At 56.4% G+C, this 22,603-nt stretch carries 20 protein-coding genes; 8 read left to right on the top strand and 12 right to left on the bottom strand.

The genetic code is table 11. The features are described from left to right. Positions 1-121: 121 nt before the first annotated feature. The 5 genes from WCS52_11435 to WCS52_11415 form a co-directional block, all read right to left on the bottom strand. On the bottom strand, positions 122-334 hold the full coding sequence (locus WCS52_11435; GenBank protein ID MEI6167798.1) for a CopG family antitoxin: 213 nt from the start codon (positions 332-334) through the stop codon (positions 122-124). After that, positions 318-620 carry a BrnT family toxin gene (locus WCS52_11430; protein ID MEI6167797.1) on the bottom strand — a complete coding sequence of 101 codons (303 nt, stop codon included), beginning with the start codon at positions 618-620 and terminating at the stop codon, positions 318-320. The genes WCS52_11435 and WCS52_11430 overlap by 17 nt, the downstream gene beginning before the upstream one ends. A 118-nt stretch (positions 621-738) precedes the next feature. Beyond that, on the bottom strand, positions 739-1,029 hold the full coding sequence (locus tag WCS52_11425) for a hypothetical protein (protein MEI6167796.1): 291 nt from the start codon (positions 1,027-1,029) through the stop codon (positions 739-741). Positions 1,030-1,579: 550 nt separating this feature from the next. Next, positions 1,580-1,960 (bottom strand): hypothetical protein, encoded by a 381-nt coding sequence (locus tag WCS52_11420; GenBank protein ID MEI6167795.1) that lies wholly within the window; start codon positions 1,958-1,960, stop codon positions 1,580-1,582. Positions 1,961-2,059: 99 nt separating this feature from the next. After that, positions 2,060-2,566 (bottom strand): hypothetical protein, encoded by a 507-nt coding sequence (locus WCS52_11415; protein ID MEI6167794.1) that lies wholly within the window; start codon positions 2,564-2,566, stop codon positions 2,060-2,062. Positions 2,567-2,982: 416 nt separating this feature from the next. On the opposite strand from WCS52_11415, the gene WCS52_11410 reads away from it, so the two are divergent. The 5 genes from WCS52_11410 (at position 2,983) to panB (ending at position 9,311) form a co-directional block, all read left to right on the top strand. Then, a complete protein-coding gene (locus WCS52_11410) occupies positions 2,983-4,242 on the top strand; it encodes an integron integrase (GenBank protein ID MEI6167793.1) in 1,260 nt (419 codons plus the stop codon). A 396-nt stretch (positions 4,243-4,638) separates the two neighbouring features. Further along, entirely contained in the window at positions 4,639-6,036 is a 1,398-nt protein-coding gene (locus WCS52_11405; protein ID MEI6167792.1) for an MBL fold metallo-hydrolase, read from the top strand. Between the two features lie 147 nt (positions 6,037-6,183). Further along, positions 6,184-7,503 carry an extracellular solute-binding protein gene (locus WCS52_11400; GenBank protein ID MEI6167791.1) on the top strand — a complete coding sequence of 440 codons (1,320 nt, stop codon included), beginning with the start codon at positions 6,184-6,186 and terminating at the stop codon, positions 7,501-7,503. After that, entirely contained in the window at positions 7,500-8,492 is a 993-nt protein-coding gene (locus WCS52_11395; protein MEI6167790.1) for a DUF481 domain-containing protein, read from the top strand. Before WCS52_11400 ends, WCS52_11395 begins: the two co-directional genes overlap by 4 nt. 24 nt (positions 8,493-8,516) lie before the next feature. After that, a complete protein-coding gene (gene panB, locus WCS52_11390; GenBank protein MEI6167789.1) occupies positions 8,517-9,311 on the top strand; it encodes a 3-methyl-2-oxobutanoate hydroxymethyltransferase in 795 nt (264 codons plus the stop codon). Here the strand turns inward: panB and WCS52_11385 are convergent. Next, positions 9,305-10,321, bottom strand: a complete 1,017-nt coding sequence (locus WCS52_11385) for a M23 family metallopeptidase (GenBank protein ID MEI6167788.1) — start codon at positions 10,319-10,321, stop codon at positions 9,305-9,307. The genes panB and WCS52_11385 overlap by 7 nt on opposite strands. Before the next feature lie 93 nt (positions 10,322-10,414). Continuing rightward, entirely contained in the window at positions 10,415-10,600 is a 186-nt protein-coding gene (locus tag WCS52_11380) for a hypothetical protein (GenBank protein ID MEI6167787.1), read from the bottom strand. Between the two features lie 376 nt (positions 10,601-10,976). On the opposite strand from WCS52_11380, the gene WCS52_11375 reads away from it, so the two are divergent. Then, positions 10,977-16,097: a S8 family serine peptidase gene (locus WCS52_11375; protein ID MEI6167786.1), complete on the top strand. Its 5,121-nt coding sequence runs from the start codon at positions 10,977-10,979 to the stop codon at positions 16,095-16,097. Here the strand turns inward: WCS52_11375 and WCS52_11370 are convergent. From WCS52_11370 to WCS52_11355, 4 genes are all read right to left on the bottom strand, one after another. After that, entirely contained in the window at positions 16,080-16,541 is a 462-nt protein-coding gene (locus WCS52_11370; GenBank protein MEI6167785.1) for an NUDIX domain-containing protein, read from the bottom strand. The genes WCS52_11375 and WCS52_11370 overlap by 18 nt on opposite strands. Positions 16,542-16,621: 80 nt before the next feature. Continuing rightward, a complete protein-coding gene (locus tag WCS52_11365) occupies positions 16,622-17,917 on the bottom strand; it encodes a folylpolyglutamate synthase/dihydrofolate synthase family protein (protein ID MEI6167784.1) in 1,296 nt (431 codons plus the stop codon). A gap of 123 nt (positions 17,918-18,040) precedes the next feature. Then, complete coding sequence (locus tag WCS52_11360) at positions 18,041-18,526, bottom strand: hypothetical protein (GenBank protein ID MEI6167783.1); 486 nt, start codon at positions 18,524-18,526, stop codon at positions 18,041-18,043. Next, positions 18,510-18,890, bottom strand: a complete 381-nt coding sequence (locus WCS52_11355; protein MEI6167782.1) for a hypothetical protein — start codon at positions 18,888-18,890, stop codon at positions 18,510-18,512. Before WCS52_11355 ends, WCS52_11360 begins: the two co-directional genes overlap by 17 nt. Positions 18,891-19,006: 116 nt before the next feature. Between WCS52_11355 and WCS52_11350 the strand changes: the two genes are divergently transcribed. Both WCS52_11350 and WCS52_11345 read left to right on the top strand, forming a co-directional pair. After that, positions 19,007-19,849 (top strand): histidinol-phosphatase HisJ family protein, encoded by an 843-nt coding sequence (locus tag WCS52_11350; protein ID MEI6167781.1) that lies wholly within the window; start codon positions 19,007-19,009, stop codon positions 19,847-19,849. A gap of 5 nt (positions 19,850-19,854) precedes the next feature. Continuing rightward, entirely contained in the window at positions 19,855-20,670 is an 816-nt protein-coding gene (locus WCS52_11345) for a hypothetical protein (protein ID MEI6167780.1), read from the top strand. On the opposite strand, the gene WCS52_11340 is transcribed toward WCS52_11345, so the two are convergent. Then, positions 20,663-22,597, bottom strand: coding sequence for a PAS domain S-box protein (locus WCS52_11340; GenBank protein ID MEI6167779.1), 1,935 nt, complete (start codon positions 22,595-22,597; stop codon positions 20,663-20,665). The two genes, WCS52_11345 and WCS52_11340, sit on opposite strands and share 8 nt — an antisense overlap. Between the last annotated feature and the right edge of the window lie 6 nt (positions 22,598-22,603).

Genomic DNA, 22,603 nt, shown 5'->3' with positions numbered 1-22,603 from the left:
ATCATTAGGCACAGGCAGAACTGTATTAGTCTTGCATTTGTTACAATGGAATATCCGCCGAATCGAGTAGCCTGCTTCTCGGGCGGCGAAGCCGTACCGAGAAGCGGGTGGTTCTGCAATTTTATGATGCCCATTTCAGTGCGAGCTTCTTGCCGGAATGAGCACATTCGCGCAGATACAAGTTAATCAGGTTTTGGTACGGCACCCCGGTTTCTTTTGCCAAAGCCTTGAAATATTCAATGACATCAGTCCCCAAACGCATGGTAACCTGTTTCCTGAAAAACTTGGCATACGGATTGCGAACCGAATCCGAAAAATCATATTCCTTTTTCATATTCCCTCCCATATTGTTTGCGTTCATTACGGGTCGCTTTGCGAGCCGAAATTATCCTAATCACCTGATCGCCCTGCCGACACACATGACACACGACCAAAATGCGAAGCGTTGAGCTGAATCCAAGGATGATGAACCGGTCTTCTTCATCCGAATGTTCAGGATCATGCTTCAGTCGGGCATTTTCATCAGCAAACACCGATGTTGCCTCTTCAAATGAGACATGGTGTTTGAGAACATTGGCCTTTGCCTTCTCCTTATCCCAGGCGAATTTAATCTCATCCATATTGATAGCGTATTTCTTATAGCATTATGATTCAAGAAGTTCTTTTCATGCAGAACGTTCACAATCTGGCTGAGGAGCGGAGCGACGATAGCCAGAATTGTGTGGTTCGAGAATCATTTCAAAGAGAGTGAATAAGCTTCGCCACTCCGTATATGACCATAAAAGGTCCCGCAATCTTAAGGGCTGTTCCGTATTTCAGCCGCATTTCATCAAGCCCACCTTTGCCTGAGATGACGCCTGCACCAATTAAATAACACAATACTCCCGCAAGGCAGGTAATCACAGTTTTCACTACCATGTAAACTTCATGGGCAGACATCCCGCATCCCTTCGCAATGGCAGCTACAGCAACTAACACAAGGATTGTAACGGCTATGCTGATCATAGTGGCGTTAAGTTTTGTTTTCATAATATCTTTCTCGAACGTCAGCCTTGATGCGATGAGGAAGCCGCGCCTGGCGCGGGTTCAGAAGTCGAGGCTTTGTTGGCGCCCTTCGCCCGTAAATCCGTTGGAGGCAACCAACAAACGCAGAGGAGGCAAACAGCGATCCCCACGCAACTTACAAGGAGGCCGTTACAGTCGTGACAAATCGCCATCGAGAGCATAGCTGCCTGAGCCGTCCCGAGCGGAGTTGTGGCAAGTACATAGAAAGCTGAACTGAGTTCATTAAACACGTATACGCTGGCCGTCATGAAGATCAACAAAGCGCAGGTGAGTATGGTTCGGGTGGTCCAAGGACTTGTCCGCCCTTGCCTCTTTCTTCGCCACGCACATATGCAAAGGTATATGCTTAGCAGAGGGCCGACAATAACGAGGACGGCCCACGCCGCAAAGACGAGTTGCGGCCACATTGGACCGCCATCGAGAACTATTTCAGTAAGCGCTTGGTCATTCCCCGAAGCGGCCTTTTCAAAAGCAGAAGCTATAATCTCGTTCGTCATGTTTCTTTACGCCAACGTTAGCGTTCAACATCCGAGTGCCCCTCCTGCGGGGCACGAGGTATTGTTGGAACGCCTTGTTCGGCTTTGATCCTATTTTCTTCTGAATTTTCGAACAATGGTTTTCTTTTCGGCGTTCGGGTTTTTCTAACTGCTACTATCGACGTCACGATCGCGACCAAAATGCCGAGAATGAAAATGTTTCGTCCCCAAACTGCTGCTGGTTGGTCGTAGGTGGCAATCTTCCAATTTCTCATGAACAAAACACACCCACCAAACGAACTCAATAAAATGACCAGAATCAGGCAAAGCAAGCCATAGGCGCGCGCACGGATTGCAGAATATATTCCCCAGTAAATTGGGAATATAATGAGGGCCATAATGAGTGCACCTGAATCCATTTATCTTTTCCTTTGGCCGAACGGCGTTTTTGAACCGCGGCGAGCGTGCGAGCCGTCGCGTTCGAAAAACTTGTTGGCGACTTGTTTCCGTGCGTCCTGCTACTTCTTCTCAGAGGAGGGGGCCTTGCTTTTCGCAACCGTCAGTTCTAGCTTCCTCTGATTCATCGTCACGATTGCCACAGGCTTGCCATCCTCGACAAGAGCAGACCCTTTTACTTCGGACCTCCGGAACTCAACGCTAGCAACTTCTTGTTCCTGCTGGTGGGGTCCAGCGAGACCGACACGCATAACTCCATTCGTCGCTAGCACATCGAATGAGAGTCTGTAACTGATCTCAACCGACCCCGCGCTGGATTTCAATGTGGCCGAGAAGGTAACCCTAGGTTCCGGGAGGCTAATACTGAACTCAGGGCCTGAACCCGTGAGGATCAAGGCCAAGGGAGCGCAGTCTAAGTAGTTCCCTTGGAGTTGTATGGTGTAGTTCTCATTCATCCCCTGGACAGCGGGAATCTTGTCGGCACCCTGCACCTTGTCCAGAGCCATGCACTGCACTGCCACACAAACACCTACTGCCACAAACACCATCATCAATCGTACCTTCGTCATACCATCTCCTTTCATTTTCTGCCGCCAACATATAGTCTGCGTCATAACAGGATTTCCGATTTCTTTTTCGGAATGGCTTCTGACGCTTCCTTTGTTGTCAGGCACCTGCCCAACTGACTAAGGATGGTAGGTGGCACCCCCATCAAGGTCAAGCCATTCTCCTAACTGCCAGTCTCTCAACCCATAACGAAAACACACCTCGCCAGCCTCCTCTTCTTAAACGGACTAAGTCGGGGCTGGATTCGTGATTTTGCGATGACGCAATTGCTCTTCTGACAGACATTATACGTCGCCATCGAAATTCCGGCGTTTAAAATGCAATAAACGACTAGTTTTGACGTTATACTAGGATATGGAGGCATTATACGTTGTGATGCCTAATGAAAGAAATCAGCATTATACGTCAAGGAGGTTGCATGCAAGCATTTGATCTCGAACCGTTTGCAAGATATATTAAAGAACGTAATTTAGCAAACGAACGCAACATCCCATTCTATGTGCAATGGGTTCAGAGGTTTCTCACGGCGAACTTGCCCGACATTGCTACCTCCGCTCGAGACCGGATTCAGGCGTTCGAAAATCTTTTATCAAAAAACCAGTCCATTCAAGATTGGCAAATCCGGCAGGCGCTCAAGGCCGTCGAGCTGTATGTGAAGGTGTTTGTGCCCTCGGCCAATAAGGAACCAATTAATACGGATGATCAAGAAAAGGCGATTTCCGAAGCTGATCGCATCTATGATCAGATGCGGGAGTTAATTCGAGTCCGCCACTATTCCTACCGAACTGAGCAAACTTACCTCGACTGGGTTCGCCGGTATATGGGTTATGCCTTGAATCGTGATTTGGATTGGCAAAAAGCTGATGCCGCCCGTGCTTTTCTCTCATCCCTGGCCACCCAACAGAACGTGGCGGCATCTACCCAGAACCAGGCTTTCTCGGCATTATTGTTTCTTCTCCGTGAAGTTTTGAAACAGGAAAACCTGGACATGAAGAGTGTCCGGGCAAAGGAAGGATCCCGGCTCCCGCTAGTATTGAGCATCGATGAAGTGCGGGAAGTCATCAAGACGGCTCATCCAGATGATCGCCTTTTACTGCAACTCGCTTATGGCGCCGGATTAAGGGTATCAGAGCTGACCCGCTTAAGGGTCAAGGATTTTGATTTCGCCAACCATTTAATCATTGTCAGGGCCGCCAAAGGGAACAAGGATCGAGGTACCTTGCTGCCCCGCAAACTGGATGAACCCCTTCATGAACAGATCAAGGAGGTGAAGCGGATACACGATCAGGACCTGGCGGCAGGACACGGCGCCGTGTACCTCCCTTTTGCCCTGGACCGGAAATATCCAATGGCCCCGAAAGAATTCGGTTGGCAGTATCTGTTTCCCGCAGGCGATCTTGCGGTCGACCCACGGAGCGGAGTGGTCCGACGCCATCATATCAGTGACCAGGTGCCACAACGGATCATGAGGGATGCCGTCAGGAAGGCCGGAATCGATAAGCCCGCCTCCATTCACTGCCTGCGCCATTCCTTTGCCACCCATATGCTTCTTAAAGGAGTCAATATCCGGGAGGTCCAGAAATACCTAGGCCATGAAAGTGTGGAAACCACCATGATCTACACCCACGTCATCCGGGGCATGGATTCGACGGCGGAGAGCCCGTTGGATGAATTGTAAAAAAAGCCGGTTCGATGAAAAAGACCCGCATATACATGCGCGCGGGCGGGGCTTCCAATAGGCGATGCCGGGGCTAAGCCAGGTATCGCAAACAGCTCCCTGAATCGTTTGCGGCTGAATCCGATCCCCAGTCCAGCTGGCTGGACTTTTCTTAAACCACTCCACACAAGCAACTTACGCTATATATTTTTCTCGCCATATTTGATTTACCAGGTTCAGAGAGTCAAAACCGGCCACTTTCAAGGCGCTTTCATTGGCCCGTATACATGTATGCGTGCGCGGGCCTTCCTGATTTGGCCGGACTGATTGTTCTGAGGAGCGTGAATATCGAATTATCCTGTAAATCCTGTCCATCCATGTTAAATATCCAACTCAGCCAAAGGAGACATCAATACTATGTTTGCAAAACTCACATTTCTCGGAGCGGCGGAAAATGTCACCGGCTCGCGCTATCTGCTGGACATCAACGGAAAGCGGCTGCTCATTGATTGCGGCATGTACCAGGAACGCGCACTGGCTGATCGCAACTGGGGCCCCTTCCCGGTCCCTCCGTCCAGCATTGACACGGTGCTCCTGACCCACGCCCATATTGACCACTGCGGACTTCTTCCCCGATTGGTCCGTGATGGGTTCAAGGGGTCCATTTTCGCGACCGGCCCGACGGCGGAGATCGCTAAAACCGTTCTGATGGATTCCGCGAAAATACAGGCTGAAGATGTGGCCTTCAAAAAGAAGCGCCATGCCAAGGAGCAGCGCCCGAACCCACGGCCCCTGGAGCCGTTGTATACCCTCGCCGATGTGGAGCAGTGTTGCTCGCATTTCTCGCCCGTCCGCTACCGGCAAGTGGTCCCCATTGCGGAGGGGATTGACGCCACCTTCACGGATGCCGGCCATATCCTGGGCTCCGCCTCCATCCAGATCAAAGCCAACGGCCGGTCGATTGTGTTCTCCGGCGATATCGGACGCTGGAACCGGCCCATCCTGGAGGACCCGGATTTCTGTCCCGCCGCCGATTATGTCGTGATGGAATCGACCTACGGTGACCGGCTCCACGAGAACACCGAACTGATCGGCGAGCGACTCTGCCAGATCCTGAAGGATACCGTCCAGCGGGGCGGGAACCTGATCATTCCCACCTTTGCCATCGAACGGGCGCAGGAAGTGCTCTATTACTTGAGCGCATTGCTCAAAGCCAAATGCATTCCCAACATCATCGCGTTTCTGGACAGCCCCATGGCCGTGACGGTGTCTAAAATCTTCGAGAAGAATATGGATATCCTGGACACCGATATGAACCGGCTGGTCCGTGACAAGGAATCCCCCTTTCACTTCCCCGGCCTGGAAATGGTGCAAACGGTTGACGCCTCCAAAGCGATCAACTCCATCAAGGGGACGGTGGTGGTCATGGCCGGCGCCGGAATGTGTACCGGGGGCCGCATCAAGCATCACCTGGCCAACAACCTCAGCCGCTCGGAAAGCACCATTTTATTTGTGGGCTACCAGGCGAACGGCACACTGGGCCGGCTGTTGCTTAACGGCGTCTCGCCCGTCCGGCTTTTTGGTCAGCCACACATCGTGAAGGCCAAACTCGAGCAAATTTCAGGATTTTCCGCACACGGGGATCGCAATGAACTCCTGCAATGGCTGTCCCGGGTAGGCGCTCCAGTACCTCGCAACATTTTCGTCACTCACGGGGAACCTGAAACGGCGCACCATTTTGCGGAAACCCTCCGCCAGGAAAAACGCCTCTCCGCCTCCGTGCCGAAATATGGCGACGTCGCTGAACTGGAGTAATCTTTTACATGTACAGAAGATGATTTTGACATAATGAACAGAATAACCAGAATGGTTGGCGACCCAAGGAACTATTTTGTATATTTTGTTTATTCTGTCTAAGAATTCGGCTTCGTTGAGGCCTAGTGAGGAAGATATAGCACCCGCATGCGCCGTTTCGCCATTATTCTATTTGTCCTGATTGCCGCCTTGCCCTTCCTGTTCATGACGGGCCGACGCAGTTCCTCCCAACCAGTCGCGGTGGCTGGCGAAACCCTTACGATCATTTCGCCCCATCGCCGGGAGGTCCGGCTGGAATATTCACGCGGGTTTACAGAATGGATGCGCACCCGGTATCAGCGGGACGTGGCGATTCAATGGTTGGATGTGGGGGGCGCCTCGAAGATCATGAAGGAACTCGAATCCCGCTTTGCCGCCTCTCCTGACCAACCCGGGGTGGACCTCCTGTTCGGCGGCGGGGTGGCCCCCTACCTCACTGCCATTCAAAAGAACTGGCTGGCCAAAACGGAATTGGATCCTGCCCTCCTGTCCGACATCCCTGCGACCTGTGCCGGCTCCCCGGTCCTGGACCCCGGCCAACGCTGGTATGGCGTCACCCTGAGCAGTTTCGGGATTCTATATAACCGCCCCCTGGTCCAACGCCTTGGGCTGCCGGTCCCCGCTTCCTGGAATGATCTCGCACGCCCGGAGTACTTTTCATGGGTAGGCTCGGGTGACCCCCGCTCCAGCGGATCGGTTCACATGTGTTATGAAATCATCCTCCAATCCTACGGCTTCGAAAAAGGCTGGCCGATCATCGCCCGGATCTGCGCCAACGTGCGGAACTTCGGCGAGGCCGGTGGAACCGTGCCCCGTGAAGTGGCAGCCGGCGATATTGCGGCCGGCATGGTGATCGACCAATATGCCCAGACGGTGATCAAGTCGGTGGGCAATGATGCGCTCGCCCTGGTCTTACCTCAAAAGGAGACCATCATCGGGCCGGATCCCATTGCCATGCTCCGGGGGGCTAAACAGCCCGGACTGGCCAAACTGTTTATGGAATTCACGCTTTCGCCGGCAGGTCAGCGGCTCCTGTATCAACCGGTCGGGGTGAACGGGCAGCAACACAACCTGTATCGCATGCCGGTGCTCAAGGCCCTTTACGCCGACGCGGATGCGCCTAAACCCAATCCCTATGATTTCCCGGCGGGCCTGGCCTATGACAATGAACTGGCGACCCGCCGCTGGAACCTCCTGAATGATCTGATGGGGGTATGGCTGATTGACGCCCATTCCGACCTGAAGGCCGCCTGGCAGCAGTGCCGGACAGGAAATCCGGTCGTCGCCGATGAACTCTGCCGCCCCCCCTTGACTGAGAAAGAGCTGGAAGCTTTGACTCCGGTCTGGAAAGATTCCCGACGTAAACAGGACGTGATGCACCAATGGTCAAACGCCGCCCAAAAGCGCTACAAAATGATACTCAAATGAGCTTTAGCCATCAGAAATTACTCGCCACCGTATTAACGGTCCTATGTCTCCACTGGTCAGGGGCAGCCCAAACGCCGCTCACCCCGGAGTCACAGTCCCCCAACGTCACCCCGGTCATCACTCCGGACACCCCCCCGGTGATCCCGCCGGTTGAAATCGCGCCCGTCATCACCAACGAAGTCCCGGTGGTGACCAATCAGGTTCCGGTCATCAAACCCAAGACGGGCGTCAAGTCAGGCACCTCCAATGTATTGAGTGCCTTCGCGTCAAGTTTTGGCAGCAGCTACAGTGTCTCCGGACGAACCCTCAAGTTCCCCGTCTCGCCCTCCATGGTGCGCAGTACCACCGACTGGCAGCGGAATCTTGATTTCGGCATGAACATGACACGCGGCAACAGCGACACCCTGCGCTATTCGCTGGGAGTCGACACCGTGAAGGAGAAGGACGCCAATACGATCCGACTCCGGGCCCACGGGGCCTATGGTGAAAGCGACGGGACCAAGGACACGGAAAATGCCGCGGCGACCTTGCGCTATGAGCGGCAATTGACCACCACCATGTATGCGCTCGGAACCCTTGACTGGGCGACCGATCCCATGGCCGAGCTGTCTTACCGCTTCACGGGCATTCTCTCACCCGGCGTTCACTTGATCCGCACCAAATCCTCCCTTCTGAATCTTGAAATCGGGGCAGGTTATGTTGAAGAAAAAAAAGACAAGAATGAAGACGGTTACGCGGCAGGACGGACGGCGATTACGGCGGAAAAACTGATGAATGACCATGTGCTGGGTTGGGTCACCGTCGAATATATCCCAAAATTGGCCGATCCCAGTGTGTCTTTCATCAACTCGGAGATCGGTCTTGCCTCCTATATCACCCGCAACCTCAGCCTGAATGTCTGCTATCAGAACCGGTACGACAGCACCCCGAGTGAGGACGTCAAGCCAAGTGACACCATTCTCTCCACCGCGTTAAGTTTGAGTTTTTGAAGCGATTCGGGTATTGAAGTAACCATGCAAACCAAATGGACCGCCGACCGGATCAAGCAGCTCAAGGGGCAAGGCAAAATCTCCTGCCTGACCGCCTATGATTTTACCACCGCAAAATATGTCGATGCGGCCGGCATTCATATGGCCCTGGTCGGCGACTCCCTGGCCAATACCATGCTCGGTCACACGACGACCCTGTCCGTTACCATGGAACAGATGCTGCATCATACAGCGGCCGTGGCGCAAGGCGTCAAAAACGCCCTGATCATTGCCGACATGCCCTTCATGTCCTATCAGATCTCGATTGAGCAAGCGCTTCAAAACGCCGGTCGTTTCCTCAAGGAAGCCGGAGCGGATGCGGTAAAGATTGAGGGCGGAGCCTTCCGCGCACAGACCGCTGCCGCGCTCGTCTCGAATGGCATCCCGGTTCTTGGCCATATCGGATTGACCCCGCAAAGTATCCGGCAGAGCGGCTACAAGGTTCAGGGCCGGCACACCTCCGAGGCGGAACGGCTGATCAACGACGCCAAAGTATTAGAGGAGTCGGGCGTATTCGGCATCGTCATTGAATGTGTGCCCGCCACCCTGGGCGCAACCATCACCAAGTCGGTGCAAGTCCCCACCATCGGCATCGGGGCCGGCCCGGATTGCGATGGGCAGGTGCTGGTTAGCCATGATCTACTGGGCCTGTCGGGAAACACCACCCCAAAGTTCGTGAAACGGTACGCCAATCTGGGCGACCAAATGATCGAGGCCTTCAAAGCGTACAAAGCCGACGTGGAATCAGGCACGTTTCCTTCAAAAGAACACTGCTACTGATATTGAAGGATCTCTAGCCAACGGGTGCCCTTTTCGCCCAATCGCCAGCGCCCGCGATCCTCCACGACCAGCCGGCACCCGTTCCGCCCCAGCACTTTGGCATCCACATTGAGGAGGGCCACTTTACCTGAACCGGCCGACTGCATCTCGTCGGACGTTGCGCTGCGTCCGGATAAAATGGCGCCATTTTCGGAACACATGATCACCAGCCCGCCCCCCTGAAACGGCGCGCCCTCCCACAGGCCGGGGTAACGCCGGAAAAAGTCCAGCGGGCGAGCCACAGGGATCAGGAGCGTGAACGCCCGCGGAACGCCGGATACAAACCCTTTAAACCCTGTTGAGGCTAACCGGTCCACACTTTTAAAAAACTCAAGGGGATTTAAAGCAAAGAGATTTTGCCCATTAAACAGGCCATGGTCCGGCGTCAATTTCTGTGCCCGGAACCACGCCCCAAACCGTTCATTCCCAATCAGCCCGACCTCAAAATGCAAATGGGCGCGAGTCAGCGGAATGGGGTTCGAAGAGGTGTTGCCGAGGGTGCCCAGAAGGCCGCCCGGCTCCACCTTCTGGCCCACCCTCAACTCAGGGGAGATCACGGCCAGGTGGGCATACAGGGTGTAAACCGTACCCAGGGAGTCCTGATGCAGCAGGACCACATAGTTCCCATAGTTCGAATTGCCGGATCTGGAATTAATGTAGCCAACCGTCCCCGCCGCCACGGCATGAACGCTGTCGAGAGGAACCCCGCGGCCCGTGCGCGCCAAAGGGGCAATATCAATCCCCTCATGAAAAGAGGGATACATGTGCGAGCCGATTTTGACGGTCCGGACTGACCCGTAGAGTGCCGACTCAACAGTTCCCGCCGCAGTGGGTTGAAACGTACCGGGAATGGCAGGATCCAGAACGGTCCGGTCCGTCGGCGTGACAATATGGCTGAACGGAGGGGCCGCATGAACCGAACCTGACAGAATAAACAGAATGCACAAAATGAGTTTGTAAATTCTGTTCATTCTGTCAGTTCCTACCTCATGCAAAATCAGGTGCATAAAAAAAACCGACAAAGCCCTTGTGAGGCGATGCCGGTTAAATGGGTAATCAACGTCTTACTTTTTGATCTTCTTCGGTGCCTTAAGCATGATCCGGACCGCGGATGCGTCCATCTTCTTGACTTTATCAGCATCCACGCCAAGACCGATCAAACGCTTGCGCTGAACTTTCTCACGACGCTTCTTGTCAGACGGCCCTTTAACAGGACGCCCCGCACGGGTATCTCCACCTTTTCCAGCCATAGTTACATCCTCTCTCTAAATACGTTGCTAATTCACCAATGAATAGGCATCAAGGGCGCACAAGATGCCGTGAAACCCCCTGCAAGTCAATATCATTCCTGCGCCGTCTCCTGTACCAAATGAACAAGCGGTACTGGCGAACTCCCTTTCGCTCAGTACCGCTCTTTCCTCAGGGGGAGAGGAATTTAAGCAGACTCTGCAAGATGAGCAATTTGCTACCAACATTTCCTGGCCGGAAGCCGGCCTTGGCTTTGCTACACCCTTCTCTCCCCACAGCGCCATTATACAAAAAACCAAACGCCGCGACAAGTCACAGCGTAACAATAATCAACATTTCTTAAAGCAATGCCGCTGCAAGTTTAGTATTATAAACAGGATGCAATATCAGTCACAGATCAAGCTGACGCGGGCCATCCTGATGACCGGTTTGCTGATGGTTGCGGGGTGGTGGTTTTTCCGTGCCATCGGGCCATCCGAAAAAACCATTCCCCTTAACACCGTTCAGTCTGCGCCGGGACTAGATCAAGCCCTTACCCCTCGGCCCGCGTCACCCCCGCTCCCGTCCGGCACTGTCACCCATTCGCCGCTACCTGGCCGCTCTATGCCGACCATTCCTTCTGCCTCCGCGCCACCTCCGGGCACGCCGGACGACCCCACTAAAGGCATGCCCGTCCTGCAACTCTCCGAAACGCCCGAGCCAGCCCACCCTGATCTGACAAAACGGGTTCGAATTGTCCGTGCCCATTTCAAATATCCACTCTGGCGAGTCGAGGAGTTGGTTGTGAAGGCCCAACCTGGAACCCCGGAAACCATCCAGTCACGCACGATCATGATCGCGGATCATGTGATGATCCGGTTGCATCCCGATGTTGACCGGATGAAACTGGAGTCCCTGGTGCAGGAGGAAGGACTGTTCATCCGCAAGGCCATGAAAATGCCCGGGTGCTACCTCATCAGTAGCCCTGACGAATCCCTCGCGGCGCTCCCCCATCTGATGACCCTCCTGGGCCGGGAAAAAGAGCTCATCCGGTATGTGGAACCGGATTATGTGGTGCGTTCCCAGCTGACCACTCCGAATGACCCCTATTACGGCCTGTTATGGGGCCTCAATAACAACTCAACCCCTGCGGCCGATATCTCCGCGCCCCAGATCTGGGATCTGACCACCGGTGACAAGCAGGTGATCATCGGCGGCATTGATACCGGCATCGATTACACGCATCCCGACCTGGTCTCCAATATCTGGCACAATGTGGCCGATCCCGTCAACGGAGTGGATGATGACGGGAACGGTTATATCGATGATACCACCGGCTGGAATTTTTCCGCTGATAACAATGACCCCATGGACGGCCAGGGTCACGGCACCCATACCGCCGGCACCATCGGCGCCACGGGCAATAACGGGATCGGAGTGGTGGGTGTCAACTGGCACTGCCAACTCATGCCCCTGAAATTCCTGGACAATACGGGGAGCGGGGTGACCTCCGACGCCACCGATGCACTGCACTATGTCGCCGATTTACGGCGGCGTGGCGTCAACATCCGGATCACCAACAACAGCTGGGGCGGCGGCGGCTACAGCACCGCGTTTCAGGAGGCTTTGCAAGAAAATGAATCGCTGGGCATTTTGTTCATGGCCGCCGCAGGTAATGCATTGCCGGGCTATCCCCCCAATAATAACGACCTGACTCCCTTCTACCCGTCCAGCTACGGAAACGCGAATGTCATCGCCATCGCCGCAACGGACTCCCAGGATGCGCTGGCCTATTTCTCATTCTATGGGGCCAGAACCGTCCACCTCGCCGCGCCCGGAAATTATATATACAGCACCCTCAACGGGGCACGGTATGGCACCATGAGTGGAACCTCCATGGCAACCCCTCATGTTTCCGGCGTGGCCGCCCTGCTATGGAGCCTCTGGCCCACGGCCCGTGCAGAAGACATCAAGGATGCCATCCTGAAGGGGGTGGACGTGATTCCCGCCCTGGCCGGAAAGACCATCACGGGGGGACGGCTGAATGCCCGGAAAGCCGCTGATGCGCTGTTCCGCATCGTCCACATCCCTGCCGGAAATGCCTTCAATACCGGAAGCGGCTACCCCATTGACTTCGAAATCGGACCTACGGTCTTGACGGATACCAACCGGATTTTCGTATTCTGGGCAGCCAATGGCTCCACCAATTTCAACACCATGACCGGAAGCCACATGAGCAACTCCTCGTACCGCGTCCTCATTCCCGAACAGGCGGAAGGCACAACGCTCAATTATTGGATTCAGGCGGCCGCCACCAACGGGATGGTCGTCCAGCTCCCCACCAATGCCCCAACCCACACCTATGGATTCGTCATTGTCCCTCCCATGAGCCTCACCGTCACCGGCCTCCCCTCACTCATTTCCCACCCCTCCCCGGATTATGGGGCACACCTGTATCCCTCAGGAAGAGTGATACAGGCCAGTGTGCCGGTTTCAACTCCTCCAACCAACGGAGTGCGTTGGGCCTGCTATGGCTGGATTGGAACAGGAAGCCTGCCTTCGAGCGGGACCAGTAATGCCGTCACGTTTACCCTGACCGCCCCCTCTACCTTGACCTGGACATGGCAGACGGAATGCGCCCTGACCCACACGTCCCTCTACACCCGCATGAACACCACCGTCTGGTGGGCTGAAGGGAGTTTGGCCACGTCACTCCCCGCCCCTGCCTCCGTCTACATCGGGGGCGTGATTCACCGGTTTTCCGGTTGGAATCTGGATGGACTCCGTCAGCCTGATGCCACCCAGCCCACGATCAATCCCCTGACGGGCATTCTGATGAATACCCCGCACCTGGTCACCTCGCTGTATATCCCGGAAGCGCTGGATAGCGATACCAATGGCCTCAGCGACTGGTGGGAGTGGCTCTACTTCGGCCGGCTCTCTTCCTCGCCCCAGGCTGATCCCGATGGCGATGGGTTCGATAATCTGAGTGAACTGATCGATCAAACCAATCCCGCTGACCCCGACTCGTTCCCCCGGCCTCCCCTTATCATGCATGTCCCGCTGGACAGCGCGCAACCGTTCCCCGCACCGTATACTGTTTCGGCCACGATCACGGATAATTGTCAGGTGGTGTCCGCCTCCCTGCTCTGGAGTCGCAATGGCGGGCTGGTCGCCAACACTTCCATGCAGGCGGGCACCAGCAATCTTTATACCGCCACCCTCCCCGCGCCCGGCACCAATGGGGACCGCTTTGTCTATTCGATCATTGCCCGGGACCGGCAGGCCGCCTCCACCAACGGACCCCACACCCTGTTCCCAAGTTATCCGGAAATCTCATCAACCCCGTCCGGCTACGAGTGCCGGTTGCTCCCCGAGACCGTGTCCAATCTGACGCTGACCGTCACCAACTCAGGCGTGGGGGCCTGGCAGGGAACCGCCTCCCTTTTATGGGGCGGGTTCAGCAATGATGTTGAAAGCGGAGCCGTAAACTGGACTCACTCGGGAGCCAATGATTTATGGTGCCTCTCGACCAATCTCTCAAAGTCCGGATCCCACGCGTGGTATTGTGGCGATCCCGTCACCCTGAGTTATACGTGGAGTATGCATGCCAAACTCGACACCACCCGCTTCTTCGTCCAACCGGGCGCCCAGTTGACCTTCTGGCAATGGCTGGATTGCGAAATTGATATGGATGCCCCCGACGAGCGCTGCTGGGATGGAGGCCTGGTAGAGATTTCAACCAATAACGGGGTTTCATTTTTTCAGATTTTCCCCCTCGGCGGGTATCCCTACCGGATTTCCGGGTGGTCGGCATCGCCCTGGCTGGACGGGACCCCTTGTTTTTCAGGGGATGGCTCCGCCTGGAGTCAACCGACGTTCGACCTTTCGCCCTTTGCCGGATGCACCGCCATGATCCGCTTCCATTTCGGTTCGGATGATAATACCCAGGCAACCGGGTGGGTCATCGATGACATTATCGTCACCCCCACAGTCCCACCCCAGTCCTGGTTGTCCCTGATCAGTAACAACCAAACCGCTGCCCCGCATCAGATTTCCGCCCTGCCCCTTGCGACCTTGAACAGCGCCGGCCTTTCAACCGGTGATCGCACCGCCGTTATTCAAGTCACCGGCAACACCATCACCAACACGATGATGTTGCTACCGGTCACACTGAAGGTCCGCTCCCCGGCCACCTTGACGTGGGCTGACGCAGCGCAAACCTCGACGAACGGGACCGGCCTGGTCACCTTGAACACCCGCCTGCGTGATGCCGATGGCGACCCCTGTTTGGCCACCTTCGAGTGGAGCACCACTCCCGGGGTATGGAGCAATACCACGCTCACCTCCGTTCAGGCCGAAGTGGGCCCGGCGTTCCTGACAGGCATCGAAGGGCTACCGCTCTCCAACCTGCTGACCCGCAGCCAGGCCGGCCTGGTCACTAATGTCATCCTCTCCACCTGGAACTCACAAGCTGCGGGGACGGCCCTGCTCTTCTCCAGTAACACCTGGGTTCGCGCCCGTACCTGGGATGGACTGTTCTGGAGCCTGTGGGTGACCAGCCAGCCGTTCATGGTCGATAATGAGGTGCCCCCCACCCCGGCGCATCTCATGTCCCTTGTCCATCAGACCAATGCCTGGTCGAAAAATCCGGTCATGAGTTTACGCTGGGATGCCACCCAGGAGCCCCGTGGCAGCGGCGTCACTCATTACGAGTATGGCACCACCACGAATCCCCCGACCCTCAGCGCTGCCAGTACCACCACCGGTCGGACCGGGTATCCGCCTCCTCTTGGTGATGGCACCCATCACTGGGCCTGGGTGCGCGCCGGGGATCAGATGGGGAATCTCAGCAGCCCGGCCTTTTATGGCCCCTGCTGGATTGACGTCACCCCTCCCTCTGCCGCCCAGGCGTCCGTCGTCCTCAGCCTGAGCCCGTTTGGCAACTATGTGATCGGGTCCAACTCAGTGACCGGAACCTGGTCCGGCTTTAACGACGGAGCCGGCTCGGGCATCCTGGGCTACTATTACGCACCGACTAACGCGGGGGGCACCACCCGAGGGACCTGGACGACCACCCCTCAGGGCTGGCTCACCAACCTGCAACTGGACCGGACGAACACCCTCTACGTCTGGGCCAAGGATCAAACCGGCTGGCTGGGGCCGGCGGCCTGCGCCGCGTTCATGGCGCTTTCGGCAAATGGCGACTGGGACCATGATGAGGTCTTGAATTGGCAGGAGGATATTTCAGGAACCGACGCCCTGCGTGCGGGAAGCGTCTTGCAACTCGGCGTGGCCGGTACCGACCCCCAGGCACCCGGCAGCTTCACCTTACGCTGGCCCGGCCTCACGAACCGGCACTACACGATTGCGTATAAAGACACACTGGCCCCCGGCGGGAGTTGGATCAACCTGCCCGGTGCCACCGCGCTTCCGGGTACGACGGGCATCATGAGCTTTACGGACACCACGATGACCCACCCGACCCGGTTCTACCGGATCTCAGTGACCGCGCCGTAAGGTACTGCCCCAGCGTGGAACGCCCGTGCCGGCTTTAATCCAACCCGAAATCAGTTTCCGCAGAGGCCAGGGCTCAAGATGATGTCGCCCCAGTCCGGACAGGGGAATCCATTTGAAGCGAATCCAATCTTCGCAGGCTTCAGGAATATGATCGGGTGATAAGGCGGGAATGGTCATGGCGAAGACGAGATTGATTTCACAATGGCGCTCCCCTTTTTGAATAAAGGTATGCTCCACCGCCCCGAGGAACTCCTTCACCCCGGCTTTAACCCCCAACTCCTCCTTGATTTCACGCGTCAAGGCCACCGCCGCCTCCTCATGCCACTCCACATGTCCGCCGGGAAGATACGTGTTGGCCGCCCCCTTGCTCTGACACACCAGCAATTTCCCCTGCTGCACACACACGCCCCGTACTAGAATTTCAATATGTTTAAAATGTTTCATAATCAATTTTTCCATATGGAGGGTTTTGCTCCGTCAAAACCACTGTAGCAGGCGGCGCCGACAGAGCGGCGCCCTCCATTTCAGATACTTTCAGTTAGAATAACCTCCCCCGCCAGAAACAACGATCCGGCGATACACACCGCCCCCTCGTTTTCCGTAGCCCAAGCCCTCGCCTGGCGCAACGCTTCTGGCAAGGAACTGGTCCCCGCTTCCCAACCCTCGGTACGGGCAATCTGCAATAATTTCACCGGGCTCGCATTACGTTCAGAGTTGATGGGAACGATCCAGCAGCGCTTGATCGACGCCCCCATGGCCTTGGCAAACCCGAGCGCATCCTTGTCATCACACATCCCCCAGATGAGCGCCACCTTCTTTTTCTTGAACAACTCCTTCAGCGTGAGCGCCAGGGCATGGGCGCCATCCGGATTGTGCGCGCCATCCAGAATGGTCGGGGGCTCCTGCGCCAGAACCTGCAGCCGGCCCGGCCAGCTGGCGGCAGCCAGACCTGAACGGATCACCTCCAGCGGCAGCTTGAGCGGACTACAGGTGGCCAGTGTCTCCAGGGTGGCAATGACCGTGGCGATATTTTCAAGCTGATGCTTACCCAAAAACTTGATTAAAACCGTCCCGTAATCCACATCCCCGCTGGTAATCGACACCTTCTGACCTGAGAGCGCCTGGGCCACCCGCCTCACGGAAACGGACTCTGTGACATCAATAAAGGGCGAACGCTTAGCCACCGCCATGGCGTGAATGACCGCCTTGGCGTCATCCGGGGTGGCCCCGCAAATGACCGGCCGGGCTGGTTTGATAATCCCGGCCTTTTCAGCGGCAATGGCCGCCAGGGTCGTCCCCAGATAGGCCGTGTGATCCAGTCCGATCCGGGTAATGACCGAGACCAGTGGCATGACGACATTGGTAGAATCCAGACGCCCGCCCATGCCGGTCTCAACGACGGCCACCTGGACAGCGGTTCGCTTGAAATGCTCAAAGGCCAGGGCGGTCGTGAATTCAAAGAAGGTCACCTCGCGGCCCGGCGTCGACACTGCCGCGGCATGCGCCTCCATCTCCTCAAACAACGCGGCCAGTTCCGGATCACTGATCTCGACGCCATTCACCTTTATCCGCTCATTGAACCGGATCAGGTGAGGCGAGGTATAAAGCCCGACGCGCAACCCTGCCTGACGCAAGACCGATTCCAGCATGGCGCAAACCGACCCCTTGCCATTGGTCCCCGCCACATGGATGGTGACAAACGCCTGATGCGGATTCCCCAGCCGGTTCAGCAAGTCAATCGTCACCTCAAGCCCCGGCTTGATGCCAAAGGTGCGCAAGGCATACAACCGTTCAAGAGATGTCGTTAAATTTCGACTCATCCATTCCTCATTCCTGATGGCGTCATTCTGGCTAAAAAGCCCGTACGCATCCAGACGCGCGGGCCTTCAGAAACGTGCTAAAGCTGTATTCATAAGCTTTAGCACCGTTTCGATCAAATTGAATTACTTGCCCGGGGTAACGGCCTTGAAGGAGTCGCCGAAGCGGATTTCATCAAAGGCTGAACTGCCGGGAGCGCCGCCCCAGATGACCAGACCCCGAAAGTTCAACTTGCGGCCCTTCTCGCTGGTGTACTCGGCGGACGGTATGACCGGCGCCTGGTTGCCCAACGGCGGATTCACAAAGAGCGATACCCCGTCTTTTTGGCCGAAGGTGAGGCGGGCCACCATGAGGACTGTCTTGCCGGGCTCGACCGGGACCTCCGTCGGAATGGCGACCCACTCCTTGTTTTCAGGGTTGCGTACCTGCAAAGACCAGAAACGGGGAGCGTCCCTCTTATCCAGACCGTTGAAGCCGAAGCGGACCGTCGCAAACTCCTGTTGATAGAACTCGCCGGTCCCGAGCGTGACCACGGCTTCATTGGTGTCATTTGTCTCCTTGCGGACGAGAAAGCTCAGCCAGACCGTCGTCCCGCTAAGCCCCACCAACACCGGCGGGAATCTCGACCCCGACGTCGCCCGACCGCTCCAGATCCGAGACTGTGATCAGGAAGCCCGTGCCGCCCAGTTCAATGGATCGCTCGACTTGCACCGTGCCGCCCACCAGCCCGGTGACCTTGATCTTGTCCGGCGTAAGGCCACTCAGGGGGCGATCAAAAAGTGCCAGGAAGCGCACCACCGGGTAGCGGGTAATCCGGGGCTGGTCAAGCGCCGGACCTATGGTACCGCTCGGACTCTTCGGCAGTCCCAGGGTGGAGGTGCCTTGGGCCATCCCACCCGTTAGTCCGGGGCAGAGGAGTCCGCAGAGAAAAGCAGGGATAAGGCGCAACGCGCAGGTATAGAGGTCGTTTTTCACAGGGAATACACCTTAGCAATAATCCTGACGCAGTTCAGCAAAGTTAATGAATTGACCCGGATCTCTTTATCCGTGACATCAGGAGAATCCATGGCTAGATTATTTCACCGAATTTTATGAGTAACACACCGCCATCATCACCTGTCATTTTATTGCCGCCGGATTACCACACGCATACCGTCCTGTGCAAGCATGCCACAGGTACGCCGCAGGAGTTCCGGCAGAAAGCTCAGGAGCTCGGACTCGCTGAATTGTGTTTTACCGATCACTGCCCGGAACCCTCCGGCTATGATCCCAAATACCGGATGGTGCTGGAAGAGATCCCGGACTATTATGACCTGGTCCGTCCCCTTCAAGATGGAGGCTCCCCAGCCGTCCTGCTGGGCTTGGAAGCTGATTTCTTCCCCGGCTGTGAATCCTTTCTCACGGGATTTCTGCCCGCCCAGCCACTGGACCTCGTGATGGGCTCCGTGCACTACATCAAGGAGTGGGGGTTCGATAATCCGGACTACCTGAAAACCTGGGCCTCGTCGGATCTCAAGGGGGTGTGGGTGGAGTATTTCAAACTCATCCGGCAACTGGTCGACACCCGCCTGTTTGATGTCATCAGCCACTTTGACCTTCCGAAAAAGTTCGGCCACCGGCTCAGGGATCGCGACATGAAAGAGCTGGTTCAACCGCTGCTGGACCACATCGCCAAAGCCGGTATGGCCTTCGAGATCAACACCTCCGGCTGGCGCCGTCAAGCCGCCGAGTGCTACCCCTCACCGCTCATTCTCAGTCTGGCCGCAGAGCGGGAGATCCCGATCACCTTCGGGTCGGATGCGCACGCTCCCGAAGAGATCGGATTCCGCTTTCCCGAAGCCCTGGCACTGGCCTTGGAAACCGGCTGCAAAACGTCCCTCTGTTTCAAGAACCGGATTCCCACCCGTGTCCCCCTATCAGGATGGAGACAATAATCCCCATGCCCCACAGTCCTGTACACTCCACGCTCGTTGTCGATGGCCACGTCCATATCTATCCGCCCTACGACTGGGCGGCTGCGATCAAGGCGCTGATTGAAAACCTAACCTCCGCCGTTTCACCGCGTGAGCGTCCAAACATCATTCCCATCGGGCTGTTGGCCGAAAGCAAGACCTGCCGCTTTTTCAACGATGTCGTTGAACGCGGGGCACCCTTGACAAAAGGTCCCCTCCAGATCGAGGCGGGCCCGGATGCCGGCAGTCTGATCATTCGTGATGCCGGGGTGGTCAAGGGCTACCTGATTGCCGGACGGCAACTGGTGACCCTTGAAAATCTGGAGGTTCTGGCACTGGGCAAAAATACGGCGATCGCGAATGGGCAACCGCTCGCCGCCACCTTACAGGCCATCTCCGGAGAGGGTGCCGTGCCGGTTCTGAGCTGGTCGCCGGGTAAATGGTTTTTCCGCCGTGGAAAATTAGTGCAATCGACGCTCACCGCCCATGCGCCGGGGAGTTTCCTGCTCGGGGATATCGGACTGCGCCCCACCCTCTGGGCACCCCACCTGATGAAAACGGCCTGCCAGCGGGGGTTCAAGATAATTGGCGGCTCAGATTCCCTGCCCCTGCCCAGTGAAGAGCGCTGGATCGGACGCAACGGTTTCCAGGTGATCGGCGCCTTTGATCCCCAACAGCCGGCGGCCAGCCTTCGCACCCTTCTCCTCGATCCCACCAGCACCTTTCTCCCGGTTGGCCGGCAGAGCTCGCTGTTCGCCTTCGCCACCCGCTGGGGCCGGAATCAGCTTAAGGCCATTATTTAGCCATCGCCAACGGAATCGTGATCGAGACCCGTGTGCCCTGGGCGAGCACGCTTGCCACATCAAATGACCCGCCAATATAGGTGAGCCGCTCCCGCAGGTGAAAGAGGCCGAACCCGCCAGAAAGAGGCGGAAAATGCGATTCACTCGCCGGAAACCCTTTTCCCTGGTCCACGACCGTCAGGCGGATCGACGTTTTATCCGGCTGATCCAACACCACGGATGCCTGCTTGACCCCGGCATGCTTGACCACATTGAACAATAATTCCCGCACCGCCTGAAACAAAAGCGTATTGAGCGAGCCCGGTATGGCCTGAGCGTCATCCCCGGTCACGTTGACCGTCAGTCCATGATGGTCTTTCATCCATTCCGCGAGCCAGCGCAACCCCGGCATGAGGCCCGCTTCAAGCAGCACCGGCGGACACAGGCTCACCGTCAGGGAGCGCGAGGCGGTCATGGCCTCCCCGAGCACCGCCAGGACCGACTTCACCCCCTGGGCGTGTTCGTCCGCTGACATCCGGGTGTCGAGCAAACTGATTTTCATGTTCGCGGCCGCTATATACTGCTGAACGTTGTCATGCAAGATGGAGGCCAGCCGTTTACGCTCCACTTCTTCGGCCTGGGTCAACTCCATGGCCAGTTTCCGGAGTTGAGCCACGCTCTGATCCAGGGCCGCATTCTTCTCGCGCAACGCATCGTCCGCCTCCCGGCGGGCGGTCACATCCTGAATGGTCCCTTGAATCCTGGAGTGTTTGAGGTCCGCCTTACCAATGGCACGAACCCATTTCCACTTCCCTTTGGCGGATATGAATTGCAGCTCAAGATCGAAGGGCTCGCCCTGCTCAATGCAACGCTGAACGGCGGCGGCAATGACCGGCCGGGCCTCATCCGCATAAAAGGAAATCCCGTTTTCCCCGGTCGGCTCAAAGGCCGGCCCGACCTCATGCAGATGATAGACCTCCTTGGTCCACGTCTGTTTTCCGGAGTGAAGATCCAGCTCCCAGCCACCCACTTTGGCCATCCGGCCCATTTCACTCAGCAACGCCTGACTCGACTGAAGTTGATGCAAGCTCTGTTTAAGGGTGGCGTTCGCGGTTTCCAATTCACGGGTACGCTCCTCCACCCGGTGTGCCAGGACCTTCGTAAAGTGCAGCAATGAGGCTTCGGTCGTTTTTCTCTCGGTAATATCACGAAAGATGCCCTGATAACTCCCATCCGGCATCATCTTGCTCCGCATTTCGATATGGACCAATGCCCCGTCGGTGTGAAACAGCTGCCGTTCCCTGATGACGATTTCACCCTTTTGCATCAGGTCAAAGCGCAAGGGATGGCTCGCCAGGCTCTCCGGAGTGAATATCGCCCCATCAATCTTTTTACCGACGAGCTCATCACGTCTCAAGCCGGTCATTTCGCACATGCGCCGGTTGGCATCCGTAATAATGCCCTCAGAAGAACCGACCAGGATGCCATCCACCGCCAGATCAATCAGTTCCCGATAGCGGGTCTCACTCTGTTGCAGGGCTTTTTCGGAGCGTTTCCGCTCGGTCACATCCTGAATGGTCCCGGTCATGATCACCGGAACGCCCGCCTCATCGAATTCAAGATCGCCACACCCATGAACCCAGCGTTCGGCCCCATCGGAGGCCCTGATAATCCGGTACTCTTTGTCGAAGCGCCGGCGTAATCCCAGAACTTCATTTTTAAAATAACTGGTTATCATCGGCCGGTCATCAGGATGAATCAGCGCCTCCCACCCGGCGTTGGTATGAGGATAGTCCGGGGTAATCCCGAAAATATCATCGAGGATAAGAGAGGAGGTGTAACACCCCGTATCAAGTTTCGTGACATACGTGCCCAGACCGGCGATGAGTTGCACCCGGTGGAGGAATTGCTCTTTTTCCCTGATGGCCTGTATAATGTCCTGAGTCATGTCCTT

This window comes from bacterium, from assembly GCA_037128595.1.
In the GTDB taxonomy this organism is placed as follows: Bacteria; Verrucomicrobiota; Kiritimatiellia; order CAIKKV01; family CAITUY01; genus JAABPW01.
This window is presented reverse-complemented; position numbering and strand designations above follow the sequence as displayed.

Excerpts from the sequence above, each read along its gene's own strand:
- WCS52_11420 (MEI6167795.1), bottom strand. The coding sequence starts at position 1,960 with ATGGATTCAGGTGCACTCATTATGGCCCTCATTATATTCCCAATTTAC.
- WCS52_11365 (MEI6167784.1), bottom strand. The coding sequence starts at position 17,917 with ATGAGTCGAAATTTAACGACATCTCTTGAACGGTTGTATGCCTTGCGC.
- WCS52_11350 (MEI6167781.1), top strand. The coding sequence starts at position 19,007 with ATGAGTAACACACCGCCATCATCACCTGTCATTTTATTGCCGCCGGAT.
- WCS52_11395 (MEI6167790.1), top strand. The coding sequence starts at position 7,500 with ATGAGCTTTAGCCATCAGAAATTACTCGCCACCGTATTAACGGTCCTA.
- WCS52_11385 (MEI6167788.1), bottom strand. The coding sequence starts at position 10,321 with ATGAACAGAATTTACAAACTCATTTTGTGCATTCTGTTTATTCTGTCA.
- WCS52_11400 (MEI6167791.1), top strand. The coding sequence starts at position 6,184 with ATGCGCCGTTTCGCCATTATTCTATTTGTCCTGATTGCCGCCTTGCCC.
- panB (MEI6167789.1), top strand. The coding sequence starts at position 8,517 with ATGCAAACCAAATGGACCGCCGACCGGATCAAGCAGCTCAAGGGGCAA.
- WCS52_11435 (MEI6167798.1), bottom strand. The coding sequence starts at position 334 with ATGAAAAAGGAATATGATTTTTCGGATTCGGTTCGCAATCCGTATGCC.
- WCS52_11345 (MEI6167780.1), top strand. The coding sequence starts at position 19,855 with ATGCCCCACAGTCCTGTACACTCCACGCTCGTTGTCGATGGCCACGTC.
- WCS52_11370 (MEI6167785.1), bottom strand. The coding sequence starts at position 16,541 with ATGAAACATTTTAAACATATTGAAATTCTAGTACGGGGCGTGTGTGTG.
- WCS52_11375 (MEI6167786.1), top strand. The coding sequence starts at position 10,977 with ATGCAATATCAGTCACAGATCAAGCTGACGCGGGCCATCCTGATGACC.
- WCS52_11425 (MEI6167796.1), bottom strand. The coding sequence starts at position 1,029 with ATGAAAACAAAACTTAACGCCACTATGATCAGCATAGCCGTTACAATC.
- WCS52_11340 (MEI6167779.1), bottom strand. The coding sequence starts at position 22,597 with ATGACTCAGGACATTATACAGGCCATCAGGGAAAAAGAGCAATTCCTC.
- WCS52_11415 (MEI6167794.1), bottom strand. The coding sequence starts at position 2,566 with ATGACGAAGGTACGATTGATGATGGTGTTTGTGGCAGTAGGTGTTTGT.
- WCS52_11380 (MEI6167787.1), bottom strand. The coding sequence starts at position 10,600 with ATGGCTGGAAAAGGTGGAGATACCCGTGCGGGGCGTCCTGTTAAAGGG.
- WCS52_11410 (MEI6167793.1), top strand. The coding sequence starts at position 2,983 with ATGCAAGCATTTGATCTCGAACCGTTTGCAAGATATATTAAAGAACGT.
- WCS52_11430 (MEI6167797.1), bottom strand. The coding sequence starts at position 620 with ATGGATGAGATTAAATTCGCCTGGGATAAGGAGAAGGCAAAGGCCAAT.
- WCS52_11405 (MEI6167792.1), top strand. The coding sequence starts at position 4,639 with ATGTTTGCAAAACTCACATTTCTCGGAGCGGCGGAAAATGTCACCGGC.